The sequence below is a fragment of the Colwellia sp. SU-HH00943 genome (assembly GCF_057546125.1).
Genome location: NZ_BAAJLW010000004.1, coordinates 195720 through 211912 on the forward strand (window position 1 = coordinate 195720; position 16193 = coordinate 211912).

Consider the following 16193-nt stretch of genomic DNA (forward strand, 5'->3'; position numbering starts at 1 on the left):
ATAAATAACAGGTAACACTTATGGCCACAGCAGTCGCAAAGAAAAACACTCCTAAGGTAAAGCCTTTAGATGTCTTTACTTGGCAAGGGGTGAATAGAAAAGGTAAAAAAATTAGTGGTGAGCTTTCCGCCAATAATATTATTGAATTAAAAGCCCAACTGCGCAAACAAGGTATCACACCAAGTAAGGTAAAGAAAAAGGCCAAACCTCTGTTTGGTATGGGCGGAGATAAAGCTATAACCCCAGCTGATATCGCCGTAATTTCAAGGCAAATGGCTACCATGCTAGGAGCTGGCGTACCTTTAGTTCAAACTATTGAAATGATCGGTAAAGGTCATAGCAATGGCAATATGCAAAAGCTGTTAGGTGAAATAGGTAATAAGCTTGCTTCAGGTATTCCATTATCCGACTGTTTACGTGACCACCCTCGCTACTTTGATGATTTATACTGTGACTTAGTTGCTTCAGGTGAACAATCTGGCTCCCTTGAAACGATTTATGACCGAATAGCCACCTACAAAGAAAAGGCCGAAGCCCTAAAAGCCAAAATTAAAAAAGCTTTAACTTACCCAATAGCCGTTTTAGTTATTGCCTTTGTAGTAACCGCTGTACTTTTGATTTTTGTTGTTCCTGTTTTCCAAGATATTTTTGCCAGCTTTGGTGCTGAACTTCCTGGGTTTACACTTTTGGTAATTGCGATATCTGAATTTATGCAAGCCTATTGGTATTTAGGGCTTGGGGCTATATTTGCAGGCATGTTTTTATTTAAACGTGCCCATCGAAATAGTCAAAAATTTCGCGATCAGGTGGATAAGCAAATATTAAAGTTACCTGTTATTGGTGATTTATTAGAAAAAGCCGCTGTTGCCCGTTATGCCCGCACCCTATCAACCACCTTTGCTGCTGGTGTTCCACTCATTGATGCGCTTGAATCTGCCGCTGGCGCCTCTGGTAATGCGGTTTTTCGTGATGCCATTTTGGAAGTTCGCGCTGAAGTTGTTTCTGGTATGCAAATGAACTTAGCCATGCGTAATGTCAGTATTTTCCCTGATATGGTAATTCAAATGGTTGCCATAGGTGAAGAATCTGGCGCTGTTGATGATATGCTCGCCAAAGTTGCCAATGTTTATGAAGCGGAAGTGGATAATGCTGTTGATAATTTAACTGCGCTATTAGAGCCAATGATTATGGCTGTGTTAGGTGTTGTTATTGGTGGTTTAATAATTGCGATGTATTTACCTATTTTCCAAATTGGCATGGTTGTTTAACCTTAAAACTGCTTCGCGCTCAGGGCTAACGGAAAGAACACCACATAACCCACCATGTATACTGAAATTGGTGAGAAATACCGTCTACCCTGAGCTCATATTACTTCGACAGCCTCCATGAATCCTGAGCCTGTCGAAGGCAGTATGAACGGCAGATAAAAATAAACACTAGCCAAAGCATTCACAAAACTGTCAATTTCAATTTTTAGAGTTATTTATGTTTGAGCAAACCCTAAGTTATTTCCAATATCAGCCTGTTGCTTTCTACTGTTTCATCACTATTTTTTCCTTAATGGTAGGCAGTTTTTTAAATGTTGTTGTTTACCGTTTACCTAAAATGATGCATAACGGCTGGTACCAAGAATGCCGTGAGTTCTTAGCAGAGGAAGTAAAAGATATTCCTCCGCAAAAATTGACTCACATGACATTATCCAAACCAAATTCCACCTGCCCTAACTGTGGGCACGGTATTCGTTTCTACGAAAATATTCCTGTCGTGAGTTGGCTATTTCTTAAAGGTAAATGTAGCCAATGCCAAAATCCAATTTCTATTCGCTATCCATTGGTAGAGGCTGCGACAGCATTGCTCAGTTTAGTCGTCGCGCAACACTTTGGCGTTACAATGCAAACCTTGCTAGTAGTCATATTAACTTGGGGGTTAATTAGTTTAACCTTAATCGACCTTGATCACATGTTATTGCCAGACCAAATAGTAATGCCGCTACTTTGGCTTGGTTTGTTGGTTAATATTAATGGTACATTCGTTCCTTTATCTGATGCTGTCATAGGTGCTGCTGTCGGTTACATTAGTCTTTTTAGTGTCTTTTGGCTATTTAAACTACTAACAGGCAAAGAGGGTATGGGTCACGGAGACTTTAAACTGTTTGCGTTATTTGGCGCTTGGATTGGATGGCAATTATTACCGATACTGATTTTAATGGCCTCAGTCGTTGGCGCTATTATTGGCATCAGTTTGATGATATTTAAAAATCATCAACGTGAACAAGCGATCCCATTTGGCCCCTACTTAGCCATTGCAGGTTGGATTACTTTTTTATGGGGCGAAAGTATCTGGGCTTGGTATCTTGCCCAACTAAGTTAATGCAAAGCTAATGATTAGCTAAGTAAAAACGTCGTGCACACAGGCTTTACCGACAGCACAAATATTAATAAGCAAGTATTAAAGTAGGTTTATAAAGAAATATGTCTGATTTCATTGTCGGCCTTACAGGAGGGATTGGTAGCGGTAAAACTACTGTCGCTAACCTTTTTGCTAAACTAGATATTGACATTGTTGATGCTGATATTATTGCTAGAGAAGTGGTAGCTAAAGGCAGCTGCGCTCTTAAGGCAATAACCGAATATTTTGGTGAAGCTGTTATTCAAGTGAATGGCGAATTAAATAGAGCAATGCTGCGTGAGCTAGTCTTTAGTGATATCAACAACAAGCAATGGCTCAATAACTTATTGCACCCACTAATTCGCAAGCAACTACTAACTCAAGCAAAAACTGCTGCAAGCCCTTATTGCTTATTAGTGGTACCGCTATTGATTGAAAATAACTTAACTAGCTTAGTTGATAGAGTACTGGTAGTAGATGTCAAAGAAACTACCCAACTCAATAGAGCGACTAAACGCGATCAAAATTCAACAGAGCAAATTCAAGCGATCATAAACAGCCAGATAGATAGAAAAACAAGACAAGCTAAAGCTGATGACATATTGAACAATGACGATAATTCACTGTCCAAATTAACTAACTCTGTAAATGAGTTACACAAGAGGTACTTAGAATTATCAAAAAATAACGAGTATAAATTTTAACCGAGGAAATTAAGTTAATTTAATTCGCCATTTCTTATTTCTCTGGTTAATATACAAAAACCTGTAGTTTTTTAACAACGAACCATTGCATGACCACGATTTTATATGAACACCCGCTCAATGAGCGAATTCGTAATTATCTAAAACTTGAGCAACTTATTACTCAAGCCTATAGTTGTGCAAGTGATGATAACAATTGTAACAATATTCAACAAAGTTACCTCGTTTTTTTTAATGCCTTATTTACAATTATTGATACGCTTGAGCGTGGTGATATTCGAGGGGTATTAATAAAAGATTTAGAAAAATTACAACAAAACTTAGTTATTTGGTCACAAGCGCCTGATATTGATACTAGCGCCTTAGAGAAAAACTTACGAGAAACAGTTGCCCTAACCAGCCATTTAAAATCAGCATCGCAAACTTGGTGTCAACTTAAAGAACATAAATTACTTTCAAGTTTAAAACAACGCTTTGCTATTCAAGGTGGTAGCTCTAGTTTTGATTTACCTCAGCTGCAGTTTTGGCTGCACCAAAGTAGCGAGCAAATTCAATCTGACATTAACCACTGGTTATCATTATTAGATGATATAAAGTGCTCTTTAGCTCTAGTACTCAAATTTATTCGTCAACGCTCTGAATTTGAAACCATAGAAACTGAAAGTGGTTTTTATCAAGATAATGGTGAAGGTTTACTGTTATTACGCATTAAAGTGGCTAAAACTGCTCAATATTACCCTACGGTGAGTGGTAATAAGTTTCGCTATTCTATTCGGTTTATGTTGCCCTGTGAAAAAAATGGCCGCCGTTACTCAAATCAAGCAACCCAGTTTGAATTAGCGCGTTGTTAAACCTCTAGTTGTTAGCCTCCAATTAACACTCTATTGTCTCAACACAATCAAAATGAATATATGATCAATTGGTATAATTTGAATAAATGCACGTCTTCTTGAATAAAGCTATAATATCGAAATCCTAAATAAATTTTTGTAATAATTATGAGTTTAAAAGTTTCTTGCCCTACCTGTGATAAAGACGTTGTTTGGCAAAGCAGTAGTGAATTTAGACCATTTTGCAGTAAACGCTGCCAGTTAATTGATCTAGGCGAATGGGCTGATGAAGGCCATAAAATCAGCCAACCAGTTCAAGGAAAGACACCATTAACAGAAGAAATGCTTGACGCCTTAGAAGATGAATTTTTAATGAATAATAAGTTTTTTGTTGAGCCTGAATAGTTTTAAAGTTACTTATATAATTATACAGACTTTAACTTATCAAGAATCGCATCATTAGCTTTAGGGAGATCTAACGCTTGAAGCTGTTGAAATGAAAACCAGCCTTCTTGCTGCTGTTCTTCTTGTGCACTAGGTTCGCCATGATAATTATCAACTATAAAAACCTCTAAACACACTTTTTTATCGCCATAATCATGGTTTATAGTAATTAAGGGAACACATGAAAGTATGTCAATACTGACCTCTTCCTTAAGCTCTCTAGCAAGCGCCTGAGCGACCGTTTCACCTTTTTCTACCTTGCCACCAGGGAATTCCCATTTGCCACCTTGATGACTACTCTCTAGTCTCTTAGTTAGGAAATAGTTAGTTTCAAGCTGTTCATTAGTGCTAACAATAACACCCACAGCAACATGAACGGATTTAGACATAAGAGGATTTCAATAAAGTATTCATAGGAGAGGTTTCAGCCCACCAATGGAATTTTCACTGGTGGGCAATCAAGGGTAAGAAAAGCTAAAAAATTAACTTAGCTTACCGTGACATTGTTTGTATTTTTTACCTGAGCCACAAGGACATGGCTCATTACGACCAACACGAGGTACTTGTGGTTTTTCTTCCATTCCACCAGCACTTTGGTGTTGAAACTCTTTCGCTGTTTCTGTTTTTCTATGTTGCTCTTCAACCGCTTCAACATCAGATTCAGCCTGAATTTGTACTTTTGATAAAATACCCACCACATCAAGCTTTAAGTTATCAAGCATTTGGGTAAATAGTTCAAACGATTCACGCTTATATTCTTGTTTAGGGTTTTTCTGAGCGTGCGCACGTAAACCAATACCTTGACGTAAGTGGTCCATCGCCGCTAAATGTTCTTTCCAGTGTGAATCTAAGCTTTGCAACATAACCGCTTTTTCGAATTGACGTAATACGTCTGCGCCAACAACAGTCTCTTTATGCTTATAAACTTGTTCAAATTCACTGATAATTTTTTCACGTAAACTTTCTTCGTGCAGTGTTTTATCTTCTTCTAACCACTGTTTAATTGGTAAAGCGGTATTAAATTCACCTTTTAGTTGCTCTTCAAGGCCATTAACATCCCACATTTCATCTAATGACTGAGGAGGGATATGCGTATCAATAACACTGTTAATTACATCACCACGTATATTATCGATAACATCAGCAATATCTGATTCATCAAGCAATTCATTGCGTTGCTCATAAATAACACCACGTTGATCATTGGCGACATCATCATACTCTAGTAGCTGCTTACGCATATCAAAGTTACGACCTTCCACTTTACGCTGTGCATTTTCAATACTGCGTGTTACCCAAGGATGTTCAATAGCTTCACCACGTTCCATCCCCAACTTACGCATCATATTAGAAATACGCTCTGAGGCAAAAATGCGCATTAATGAATCTTCCATTGAAAGGTAGAAGCGCGTAGCACCTGCATCACCTTGACGACCTGAGCGACCACGCAACTGGTTATCAATTCGACGTGATTCATGACGTTCAGTTGCAACAATCTTTAAACCACCTAGCTCTAATACGCGTTCGTGATCAATTTTCCATTGTGCTTTTACTTTTTCAATTTGCTCTTCATTAGGGTTCTTTAATTTGGCGATAGCGGCATCTAGGTTACCACCTAACACAATATCAGTACCACGACCCGCCATATTCGTTGCTATGGTTACAGCGCCTTCTTTACCAGCATCAGCAACAATTTCAGCCTCCTGAGCATGGAACTTAGCATTAAGTACTTTGTGCTTAATTTTTGATTTCTTTAACAGGTTAGATAAAAACTCTGAAGTTTCAATAGAAATGGTACCCACTAACACTGGCTGACCACGTTTAACGCAATCTTTAATGTCTTCTAAGATAGCTTCAAACTTTTCTTCTTCAGTAAGGTAAATTAAATCCGACATATCGTCACGCACCATAGGGCGATGCGTTGGGATAATAACAGTCTCTAAACCGTAAATATGCTGGAATTCAAATGCTTCAGTATCAGCTGTACCTGTCATACCTGATAGTTTTTGATAAATTCTAAAGAAATTTTGGAAAGTAATTGACGCTAAAGTTTGGTTTTCATTTTGAATATTAACGCCTTCTTTAGCTTCTACGGCTTGGTGCAAACCTTCAGACCAACGACGACCTTCCATTGTACGGCCGGTATGTTCGTCAACAATGACAATTTCGCCATCTTTAACGATATAATCAACATCTTTTTGGAACAGTTTGTGCGCACGTAGCGCTGCCATAACATGATGCAATAACGTGATATTTGAGGCTGAAAATAAGGTATCTCCAGATTCCAGAAGCCCCTTTTCAGTCATAATTTCTTCTATACGTATCTGACCACGCTCAGTTAAATAAATTTGCTTGGCTTTTTCATCAATGGTGAAATCACCTTCAACAAAATCTTCAGATTGACCTGTTTCTTCGTCCTTATCTTCTTCATTTTGTACTTCAAGCGTTGGCACTATGGTATTAATGCTTTTATATAACTCTGAACTATCTTCTGCTTGACCTGAAATAACTAGCGGCGTTCGTGCTTCATCAATTAATATTGAGTCAACCTCATCGACAATTGCAAAGTTTAATTTCTTCTGTGAGCGCTCTTCTGGTGAAAAAACCATATTATCGCGTAAATAATCGAAACCAAACTCATTGTTTGTGCCGTAGGTAATATCTGCCTGATAGGCTGCTTGCTTATCTTGTGGCGACATACCTGCGATATTACAACCTACGGTTAAACCTAAGAATTCAAATAATGGCCTACTCCAGTCCGCATCACGAGTCGCTAAGTAGTCATTCACTGTGATGACATGCACACCTTCACCTGTTAGTGCATTAAGGTAAGATGGCAAAGTAGCGGTTAGGGTTTTACCTTCACCAGTACGCATTTCTGCAATTTTTCCATCATTAAGTACCATGCCACCAATCATTTGCACATCAAAATGGCGCATTGAAAAAACACGTTTACTCGCTTCACGAACTACTGCAAATGCTTCAGGTAAAATTTGCTCTAAGGTTTCATTACTGGCAAGACGTTCTTTAAATTCAGCTGTTTTGGCTTTTAATTCTTCGTCACTTAACTCTTCAAGAATTGGCTCTAGGGCATTTATTTTTTTTACTTCTTTGCGCATTTGTTTGATTAATCTGTCATTACGACTACCAAACATTTTTGTTAACAACTTTACAAACATCTTATTTAAACCATTTTTTGAAATTATTAGTGCAAATCATCTTGCACTCTGGGTGAATTTATTTTGCTTTACGATAAACAAACTTAAGCGGATTAATTTGTTTATTATTATGCAGTATCTCATAGTGTACGTGTGGCCCTGTCGAGCGGCCTGTGCTACCCATGCGTGCAATGATTTGTCCTTTAGTAACAACATCTCCCACATTAACCAGTAGCATTTTGTTATGTCCATATCGTGTCTTTAAGCCATCGCCATGATTGATTTCTATTAATTGACCATAGCCATATCGTTCATCTGCCCAACTCACAACACCGGATGCAGTGGCAATAATTTCACCATCTTCTTTACCCGCAAAATCAATACCTTTATGCATTGCTGGTCGACCGTGAAAAGGGTCTTTGCGCATACCATAATAAGACGATAACCAACCTTTAGTGATTGGGCGGCCCGATAAATAGCGCGTATTCTCTATATGGTGACCTAAGTTTAAAGATTCAAGCATTTGCAACTGATTTTCTTCGTGTTTCAAAGAAGCTTCTAAATTTGAAATTTCACTTAACAATTGAGCAAATGATTTTTGTGCTGTTTCACTTGTTATGGCAGAAGGGCCACCACTTGGTGGTGCCTGTTGAAAATTAAATTCTTGTTCAGGAATATTCGCGTTATCTGCTAATCGCTCACCCAATGCGTTAAGGCGCAATACTTGTGATTGTAATTCAGCAAGCTTAACAGTTAGTGCTGTTAGTTGTTGTTTTTTTAAAGCAAGTAATTCATCTGAAGACGGTTCGCTTTCATCAAAAACTATGCTTTTATCAGTCATTGCTTGGGTTGATAAATAATCACTTTCTATTGGTTGCTCACCCGATGATAGCATCAAGTGTACAACAACACCGGAAATTAGGGCGAAAGCCAATATAGCAGACAGCCAATAAAGCTTATCTAAGCGCATTGAAAATCTAACGTTTTTTCCGCGGTATAGTAATGTTAAACTCATAATGTGTTACTTTGAGTGAGATAACTCTCACAATGTTTAATGTTTAGGTTAACTAAATCTCTAGTTCAGGCTCTATGTATGGCTCGTAAACCCAAAGCTCCAAAAGATATGTCAACGCTATTTAATTCGACGTCAGGCACTTTGGCACAAATCAAGGCAAAAACCAACTCTTTGAGTCAATTGTACGACATTGTACGACAAATATGCCCTGACCTGCCAGAAGATGCGATCAATATTAGTAATTTCACTAATAATACGCTAGTTATCGAAGTAAAGTCACCTGTTTGGGGGCAACGTTTACAGTTCGAACGTAATAATATTTGCCGTTTTTTATCAGATAAAACGCAAGGGAAATATAATCAGATTGACATAAAAGTAAATCCTTACGGGCACCAACAAGCCGCTAAAAAAGCCAGTTATGCTAAAAAGCCAACAAGTAACACTTCCAAAAGTATTTCTGAAAATACGGCAAAACACTTACTTGAGGTCGCGGAAAATGCTCCCAAAGGATTAAAAGAGAAATTAGAAAAATTGGCGAGTATTGCCAACAAGCCATAGAGTCAGGTGAAATAATATCAAGTTGAGTTTTACCAAATAAAATATTAGGTCATATTAAACTTAGCGTTTTTCTATCTTTATAAATCAAAAAACCGAGTCGCGACTCGGTTTTTTTATCATATTCATTATAGTGGTAATTAAAAAGCAGTTGCACCAACTTCTTGGTATTCAATTGGTGCGGGGGCATTTTCTTCTTCAAATGTAACCCATTCCCACGCATCCTGCTGCTTGAATACTTCCCTTAACAGCATGTTATTTAAACCATGACCCGATTTAAATGCATTTAATTCACCTAAAATACTAGCACTACCCATATAAAGATCACCTATAGCGTCTAATATTTTATGCTTAACAAACTCATCGTCATACCGTAATTCACTTTTATTAAGCATACGGTAATCATCAAGGACAATTGCATTTTCTAAACTGCCACCTAAAGCAAGATTATGAGAACGGAGAAACTCAATATCTTTCATGAAGCCGAACGTACGAGCACGACTTATTTCTTTGATGAACGAGCAACTAGAAAAGTCCATAGACATGGTTTGACAAGTGGTTGCAATAACAGGGTGTTCAAATTCAATTGCAAAATTAACTCTAAAACCATCATAAGGAACAAGCTCGGCCCACTTGTCACCTTCTTCTACACGGATGGCTTTCTTAATGCGAATAAAACGTTTTGCAGCATTTTGAGTTTCAATACCAACTGATTGAATTAAGTAGACAAACGGAAGTGCGCTACCATCCATAATGGGTACTTCTGGCGCGTCAACATCAATAATTAGATTATCTATGCCTAAGCCTGAAACGGCTGATAGCAAGTGCTCAACTGTTGATATTTTTACTTGTTGCTCATTAACCAAACAGGTACACAATGTTGTTTCACCCACAGCCTCAGGTGTGGCTTTAATATCAACCACAGGATCGAGATCAACGCGGCGGAATACAATACCAGTGTTTGCAGGCGCAGGTCGGAGAGTAACCTGCACTTTTTCACCTTTATGTAATCCAACACCAACGGTTGAAACGCTTGTTTTTAGTGTACGTTGCTTAATCATATTAGCCTCGCTTCTTCGCTATTGCCCACTACTGCTTGTTTTTCTCTATTTATCTAGGCGTAATTCCTAGTAATCAGAGTGAACAAATCAGACCACCTAAATTCGGCGGGCGCACAATGTAACAAAAATAATGAATAAAATCAAAATATCGGCTTTATTTTCTATTCATTGTGCAGCTAAGTGGTAAAGGAGTTACCTTTAGCATACGCTGACAATTAATAGCAAACTAGTGTCAATATGTAATTTTATTACTGTATTTTGTACTAATCAGCCTGTTTACGTAAAAATGCTGGAATATCTAAATAATTATCTAAATCAGCATGAGCAACTTTTTGAACATTGCTATCTGTCATTGTAACTGGCTCTGCACTAGTTTCAGTTTGAGGTGCTGCTGCAGGGGTATAATCTGCTCCAACAACCTTAGGTTCAACCATAGGTACAGGGTTAACCAGTGTTATATCTGGCTTACTTTCTGCGCCAATACCTGTTGCTACAACAGTGACTCTTAATTCTTCTGTCATTTCAGGGTCAATAACCGCACCCACGACTACTGTTGCGTTTTCACTAGCAAAAGCTTTTACAGCATTACCTACTGTTTCAAACTCATCAATGCTGATATCCATACCGGCTGTGATATTAACTAAAATACCGCGAGCACCCGCTAAATCAACATCTTCAAGTAATGGACTTGAGATTGCCGCTTCCGCTGCTTCTTCAGCTCTATCTTCACCTGATGCAATACCTGAACCCATCATCGCTGTTCCCATTTCTGACATCACAGTACGTACATCAGCAAAATCCACATTAATTAAGCCTGGACGAGTGATCAACTCCGCAATACCTTGAACAGCACCTAATAAAACATTATTCGCTGCTTTAAAAGCATCTAACAAGCTTGTACCTGGGCCTAAAACTTTTAACAGTTTTTCATTAGGAATAGTGATTAATGAATCGACACTTTTAGCTAAAGCTTCAATACCTTGATCAGCGTAGCTCATGCGTTTTTTCCCTTCAAATGGGAAAGGTTTAGTCACTACGGCTACTGTCAGTATACCCATTTCTTTTGCTACTTCTGCAACGACAGGCGCTGCACCAGTACCTGTACCGCCACCCATGCCAGCAGCAATAAAGATCATATCGGCGCCTTGTAAGGTTTGCGCGATAGTTTCTCTATCTTCTTCTGCAGCTTGTCGGCCAATGTTAGGGTTTGCTCCTGCACCAAGGCCTTTAGTTACGTCAGATCCTAGTTGCAAAGTTACATTAGCAGATGAATTACGTAGCGCCTGCGAGTCAGTATTTGCCGTGGTAAACTCAACACCTTCAATGGTTTGACTTACCATGTGCTCAACTGCGTTTCCGCCGCCGCCACCGACACCAATGACCTTTATAACTGCTTCTTCGTTATGGTCTTCCATCAGTTCAAACATTTTCTCTCTCCGTTTTTTACTAAAATTGTCAGGCAAAAACCCAACTTAAAAATTTCTTTATTAATTAATACGCTTTTTATCAATAAACGCTTACTAAAACTCACCTTTAAACCAAGCATGAAGTCGAGACCATAAACCTGTCACGCCTTCTGAGTTATGTTGTTCTTGTACACCTGATTCATGTGCTTGTAATCCATAGTGCAATAGACCAACCACTGTTGCATAACTTGGATCATCGATATATTCTTTTAACCCTTGCACCGCAAGCGGTTTAGCAAGACGTACTGGCATCTGAAAAACTTCTTCTGCAAATTCAACTACACCTTCCATTTTCGCCGTACCACCTGTAAGTACATAACCTGCGGCAATTTGATCTTCAAGACCTGCTTCTCGTACTTCTTCTTGTATCAGTTCAAATAATTCATGATACCTTGGCTCAACAACTTCCGATAAAGTATGTCGAGACATGCTTCGTGCTGGGCGACCACCCACACTCGGTACTTCTATACTTTCTTCCATACTCACTAAGTGTTTTAACGCGCAAGCATATTGCACTTTAATTTCTTCAGCGTGACTCAGTGGCGTTCTAAAGATCTTCGCTATATCACTGGTTACCTGATTACCCGCAACAGGTATCACCGCAGTATGCCGTAATGCTCCACCAGTAAATACCGAAATATCCATAGTGCCTGCGCCCATATCCACCACACAAATTCCTAACTCTTTTTCATCATCTGTTAACACGGCATAACTAGAAGCAAGTGCTGAAAAAATCAATTGATCAGCCGTTAGGTTGCAACGCTCAACACACTTGACTAAATTTTTTGCCATGTCATTGGCACAAGTCACAATATGAACCTTAGCTTCCATACGCACACCTGACATGCCAATAGGGCTTTTAATACCATCTTGACAGTCAATACTATATTCTTGCGGTAGTACGTGTAACATACGACGCTCTGCAGAAATTGGTACAGAACGCGCGGTATGAATAACATTATCTACATCTTCTTGTATCACTTCTTTGTCATTAATTGGCACCATGCCATTTTCATTTTGACAACTAATATGCTTACCAGAAATACCTAAATAGATTGAGCTAATTTGACAATCAGCCATCAATTCTGCTTCATTAATTGCACGCTGAATTGATTGAATAACTAAATTAAGATCGTTAACGCCACCTTTATCCATGCCTCGCGCTGGTTGATTACCAACACCAACAATACTTAGTTGATGGTCAGGAGTGATTTCTCCAACCGCCACGGAAATTTTGGATGTACCAATATCTAATCCAACCACTAAATTTCTTTCAGTAACTTTAGGCATTTAAGTTAAGCTCTTTTTTCGTTATGTTAATTTTTACAGCTTTTTGGCTTTCACTATGGTGATATTTCCAACCATCTGTTTGTTTTTTATACGTTATATCAGGTATAGACTTCCAACCAACCGCCAACCCAGTATCATAACGCAAATCAATATAATCCACTGCTTGTTTTAGTGGTTTTTTGTTATTATTTTTTACATTAGCGTTTTGCTTAATATGTGACTGTATTAATGGGTAAACATCCATAAATCTTTGAATGCGCTCAACACGCTCTTCACGCCCTAAATTAAGCATCACACCATCATTTAAAGTGAGTTGCCAAGAAAAGCGCTCACTGAGCACTAACTCATCAATAGCAAGGTCACTATACTCAAGTAACTCATTTAAATGACCATAGTTTTCTAAAGCAAGTATTTCACTTCCTTCTGGGCCAAAAAATTGCGGTAATGGGTTTACCAACTTCTCGGTATCCGCTTGGAAAGCTTTACCAAATTGATTCAACAAAAAATCCCCATTCCACAGCGCTACAGGTGTTTGGTCTACCACATATATTTTCACTTCATCAGGCCACTGCTTTCTAACAGCAACAGAGTAAACCCAAGGTAGTGCGGCAACTTTTGCTTGAATGTCATTCACATCCACTTCAAAGAAATTGCCAAGGTCAATATTACTCATTGACGCGATAACTTCGGCTTCTCGGGTATATGGCATTTCACCACTGATATTAATACTGTTAACAGGTGAATTTTCTTGACCAAATATTTGCTGAGATAACCACCACGCAGCACTAACCAAACTAATAAGTACGACAACAAAAAAAGCCAAGCCAAGGCCAAACGCCAATGCTTGTTGATTTTGTGCTGTTGAATGCTTATTAGTCATTTAATTCTCTTAACCGTTTTCTACACTTAATAAAACAATACGTTCAACTAAATCGTTAAACGTTAAGCCATGTACCTTGGCCGCTTTCGGCACAAGGGATGTTTGTGTCATGCCTGGGACAGTGTTCACTTCTAAGATCTGCCACTCTCCTTGCTGATTCTGCATAATATCTACACGACCCCAACCACTAGCGCCAGTTGCTTTAAAAGCTTGTAGCGATAATCCTTTAATTTCAGCTTCTTGCTCTGCTGGTAATCCACATGGGCAATGATATTGAGTACTATTGGATTGATATTTAGCCTCATAATCATAAAACTCTCTTGGCGTTTCCATATGAATAGCTGGTAACGCTTCGTCCCCTAAAATAGCAACGGTATACTCGGGACCATCTATCCAAGCCTCTAATAAAACATCACCATCAAAACCAAAAGCTTCAATCAGTGCATTTCGCAACTTTTCACTGCTATCTGCCATTGCCATGCCAATACTTGAGCCTTCATGAGCCGGCTTAACCATGACTTTTCCACCGAGCTCATTCAATACTGCAGCCACATCAAGTTGCTCAAAATCTGCTTTAGTCACAATGGCAAAAGGGGCTGTTGGCAAATTACATGCTTTAAATATTTGCTTACTTCTCACTTTATCCATCGACAAAGCTGAGCCCAAAACGTTTGAACCGGTATAAGCAATACCTAATGATTCAAGCGCCCCTTGTAAGCAACCATCTTCGCCACCCCGACCATGAAGAGCAATAAACACTCGCTTTATGTTGTGTTTAAGTAGATCAGTTAATGGCTGCTCTTTAGTATCCATCAATAAAACATTAAAACCGGCTTGCTCTAAACCTTGTGCAACCGCTTCTCCTGATTTAAGTGACACATCACGCTCTGCAGAATTACCACCATATAAAACCGCTATCGGTTGTTTTTTAATCTCTGCAACATTCATTTCTAAACCTTTTTCACTTGCAATAAGCTATTACTTGATAACGTTCTGGCTACCGCACCGATATTGCCAGCGCCTTGGGTAATCACCATATCGTTATCTTGTAATTGTGCTGCTAATAATTCCGGAAGTTTTTCAACATCGCTCACATATATCGGCTCAACTTGACCTCGTTGGCGTATAGAACGCGCTAAACTTTTACTATCAGCTGAAGCAACAGGCGCTTCTCCTGCAGCATAAACATCCAGTAATAACAAACAATCAACTTCTGATAAAACTTCGACAAAATCTTCATATAAGTCACGGGTTCGTGAGTAGCGATGAGGTTGAAATACCATCACTAAACGCTTATCAGGCCAACCGGTACGCATAGCTAAAATAGTGGCTTTAACTTCGCTTGGATGATGACCATAATCATCCACCAACACCATTTCTCCAGCCGGTGTACTTAAGTCAGCTAACTGCTCAAAACGACGTCCAATACCAGCAAACTCAGTTAATGCCTGACAAATGGCTTCATCTGAAATACCTTCATCTTTCGCCACAGCAACCCCAGCTAGGGCATTTAATACATTATGTTGCCCTGGTAAATTAACACTCATATCCAGCGGAGGTTGACCATCAATTTCAACGGTGAAATAACTCACACCACCATCTTGCTGATAATTTACGGCGCGTATATCCGCATCTTCTGAAAAACCATAGGTAATGACCTGGCGGCTGATACGTGGTAATAACTCACGTACAACTGGATTATCAATACAAACCACAGCCAAACCGTAGAAAGGTAAATTGTGTAAAAACTCAATATAAGTATCTTTTAGCTTTTCAAAATCACCTTGGTAAGTTTCCATATGATCAGCATCGATATTCGTGATGACTGACACCATTGGCTGAAGGTGTAAAAATGACGCATCACTTTCATCAGCTTCTGCTACCAAGTAACGACTACTTCCTAAACGCGCATTCGTACCTGCACTGTTAAGTAAACCACCAATCACAAAAGTAGGGTCTAATTGCCCTTGTGCGAATATACTGGCAATTAAGCTAGTGGTTGTAGTTTTTCCATGCGTACCCGCGATAGCAATACCGTGGCGAAAACGCATCAGCTCAGCTAACATTTCAGCACGACGCACAACTGGAATACGGGCAGACTTTGCCGCCAATAACTCAGGATTATTTTTATCAATGGCAGTTGAAACCACGATAACGCTAGCACCGTCAATATTTTCAGTAGCATGACCAATGTGTACTTGAGCGCCAAGTGATAACAACCTCTTAACCACTTGGTTTTCACCAATATCTGAGCCTGAAATTTGATACCCTTCATTAAGTAACACTTCAGCAATACCACCCATGCCCGCACCACCAATACCAACAAAATGAATACGTTTAACACGACGCATTTCGGGTATTTTTGTTAAGCTATTTTTTGTTGCTATTACACTCATAGTATT

The 16193-nt window shown here is 39.0% G+C and carries 15 protein-coding genes; 6 read left to right on the forward strand and 9 right to left on the reverse strand.

Translation table 11 applies throughout. The features are described 5' to 3' along the window. Positions 1–20: 20 nt before the first annotated feature. The 5 genes from AC27GZ_RS12520 to yacG all read left to right on the forward strand — a co-directional run bounded on the left by AC27GZ_RS12520 (position 21) and on the right by yacG (position 4327). Positions 21–1268 (forward strand): type II secretion system F family protein, encoded by a 1248-nt coding sequence (locus AC27GZ_RS12520; protein ID WP_487095516.1) that lies wholly within the window; start codon positions 21–23, stop codon positions 1266–1268. A 217-nt stretch (positions 1269–1485) separates the two neighbouring features. After that, a complete protein-coding gene (locus AC27GZ_RS12525) occupies positions 1486–2370 on the forward strand; it encodes a prepilin peptidase (protein WP_487095517.1) in 885 nt (294 codons plus the stop codon). 101 nt (positions 2371–2471) lie between these two features. Further along, positions 2472–3092 (forward strand): dephospho-CoA kinase, encoded by a 621-nt coding sequence (gene coaE, locus AC27GZ_RS12530; RefSeq protein WP_487095518.1) that lies wholly within the window; start codon positions 2472–2474, stop codon positions 3090–3092. Between the two features lie 89 nt (positions 3093–3181). Next, complete coding sequence (gene zapD / locus AC27GZ_RS12535) at positions 3182–3943, forward strand: cell division protein ZapD (RefSeq protein ID WP_487095519.1); 762 nt, start codon at positions 3182–3184, stop codon at positions 3941–3943. Positions 3944–4090: 147 nt separating this feature from the next. Continuing rightward, entirely contained in the window at positions 4091–4327 is a 237-nt protein-coding gene (gene yacG / locus AC27GZ_RS12540; RefSeq protein ID WP_487095520.1) for a DNA gyrase inhibitor YacG, read from the forward strand. Positions 4328–4347: 20 nt separating this feature from the next. Here the strand turns inward: yacG and mutT are convergent, their stop codons facing one another. The 3 genes from mutT to AC27GZ_RS12555 all read right to left on the reverse strand — a co-directional run bounded on the left by mutT (position 4348) and on the right by AC27GZ_RS12555 (position 8539). After that, positions 4348–4755: an 8-oxo-dGTP diphosphatase MutT gene (mutT, locus tag AC27GZ_RS12545; protein ID WP_487095521.1), complete on the reverse strand. Its 408-nt coding sequence runs from the start codon at positions 4753–4755 to the stop codon at positions 4348–4350. A gap of 93 nt (positions 4756–4848) precedes the next feature. Next, positions 4849–7545 (reverse strand): preprotein translocase subunit SecA, encoded by a 2697-nt coding sequence (secA, locus tag AC27GZ_RS12550; protein ID WP_487095522.1) that lies wholly within the window; start codon positions 7543–7545, stop codon positions 4849–4851. 58 nt (positions 7546–7603) lie between these two features. Continuing rightward, positions 7604–8539 (reverse strand): peptidoglycan DD-metalloendopeptidase family protein, encoded by a 936-nt coding sequence (locus tag AC27GZ_RS12555; RefSeq protein WP_487095523.1) that lies wholly within the window; start codon positions 8537–8539, stop codon positions 7604–7606. 78 nt (positions 8540–8617) lie between these two features. Here AC27GZ_RS12555 and AC27GZ_RS12560 point away from each other — a divergent pair, with 78 nt between their 5' ends. Continuing rightward, positions 8618–9097: a DUF721 domain-containing protein gene (locus tag AC27GZ_RS12560; protein WP_487095524.1), complete on the forward strand. Its 480-nt coding sequence runs from the start codon at positions 8618–8620 to the stop codon at positions 9095–9097. 137 nt (positions 9098–9234) lie between these two features. Here the strand turns inward: AC27GZ_RS12560 and lpxC are convergent, their stop codons facing one another. The 6 genes from lpxC to murC all read right to left on the reverse strand — a co-directional run bounded on the left by lpxC (position 9235) and on the right by murC (position 16187). Then, positions 9235–10155: a UDP-3-O-acyl-N-acetylglucosamine deacetylase gene (gene lpxC / locus AC27GZ_RS12565; RefSeq protein ID WP_487095526.1), complete on the reverse strand. Its 921-nt coding sequence runs from the start codon at positions 10153–10155 to the stop codon at positions 9235–9237. A gap of 263 nt (positions 10156–10418) precedes the next feature. Then, the gene (ftsZ, locus tag AC27GZ_RS12570) at positions 10419–11582 is read right to left on the reverse strand and encodes a cell division protein FtsZ (RefSeq protein ID WP_487095527.1); all 1164 of its coding nucleotides are present in this window, start codon (positions 11580–11582) and stop codon (positions 10419–10421) included. Positions 11583–11675: 93 nt separating this feature from the next. Then, entirely contained in the window at positions 11676–12911 is a 1236-nt protein-coding gene (gene ftsA / locus AC27GZ_RS12575; protein WP_487095529.1) for a cell division protein FtsA, read from the reverse strand. Further along, positions 12904–13791, reverse strand: coding sequence for a cell division protein FtsQ/DivIB (locus tag AC27GZ_RS12580; protein WP_487095530.1), 888 nt, complete (start codon positions 13789–13791; stop codon positions 12904–12906). The genes ftsA and AC27GZ_RS12580 overlap by 8 nt, the downstream gene beginning before the upstream one ends. A 9-nt stretch (positions 13792–13800) precedes the next feature. Further along, a complete protein-coding gene (locus AC27GZ_RS12585) occupies positions 13801–14739 on the reverse strand; it encodes a D-alanine--D-alanine ligase (RefSeq protein ID WP_487095531.1) in 939 nt (312 codons plus the stop codon). A 2-nt stretch (positions 14740–14741) separates the two neighbouring features. After that, positions 14742–16187 (reverse strand): UDP-N-acetylmuramate--L-alanine ligase, encoded by a 1446-nt coding sequence (gene murC, locus AC27GZ_RS12590; protein ID WP_487095533.1) that lies wholly within the window; start codon positions 16185–16187, stop codon positions 14742–14744. Positions 16188–16193 lie beyond the last annotated feature (6 nt).

Coding starts and splice junctions, on each gene's coding strand:
- lpxC (WP_487095526.1), bottom strand. CDS start 10,155: ATGATTAAGCAACGTACACTAAAAACAAGCGTTTCAACCGTTGGTGTT.
- yacG (WP_487095520.1), top strand. CDS start 4,091: ATGAGTTTAAAAGTTTCTTGCCCTACCTGTGATAAAGACGTTGTTTGG.
- murC (WP_487095533.1), bottom strand. CDS start 16,187: ATGAGTGTAATAGCAACAAAAAATAGCTTAACAAAAATACCCGAAATG.
- coaE (WP_487095518.1), top strand. CDS start 2,472: ATGTCTGATTTCATTGTCGGCCTTACAGGAGGGATTGGTAGCGGTAAA.
- mutT (WP_487095521.1), bottom strand. CDS start 4,755: ATGTCTAAATCCGTTCATGTTGCTGTGGGTGTTATTGTTAGCACTAAT.
- AC27GZ_RS12560 (WP_487095524.1), top strand. CDS start 8,618: ATGGCTCGTAAACCCAAAGCTCCAAAAGATATGTCAACGCTATTTAAT.
- AC27GZ_RS12580 (WP_487095530.1), bottom strand. CDS start 13,791: ATGACTAATAAGCATTCAACAGCACAAAATCAACAAGCATTGGCGTTT.
- AC27GZ_RS12525 (WP_487095517.1), top strand. CDS start 1,486: ATGTTTGAGCAAACCCTAAGTTATTTCCAATATCAGCCTGTTGCTTTC.
- AC27GZ_RS12520 (WP_487095516.1), top strand. CDS start 21: ATGGCCACAGCAGTCGCAAAGAAAAACACTCCTAAGGTAAAGCCTTTA.
- ftsZ (WP_487095527.1), bottom strand. CDS start 11,582: ATGTTTGAACTGATGGAAGACCATAACGAAGAAGCAGTTATAAAGGTC.
- ftsA (WP_487095529.1), bottom strand. CDS start 12,911: ATGCCTAAAGTTACTGAAAGAAATTTAGTGGTTGGATTAGATATTGGT.
- AC27GZ_RS12585 (WP_487095531.1), bottom strand. CDS start 14,739: ATGAATGTTGCAGAGATTAAAAAACAACCGATAGCGGTTTTATATGGT.
- secA (WP_487095522.1), bottom strand. CDS start 7,545: ATGTTTGTAAAGTTGTTAACAAAAATGTTTGGTAGTCGTAATGACAGA.
- AC27GZ_RS12555 (WP_487095523.1), bottom strand. CDS start 8,539: ATGAGTTTAACATTACTATACCGCGGAAAAAACGTTAGATTTTCAATG.
- zapD (WP_487095519.1), top strand. CDS start 3,182: ATGACCACGATTTTATATGAACACCCGCTCAATGAGCGAATTCGTAAT.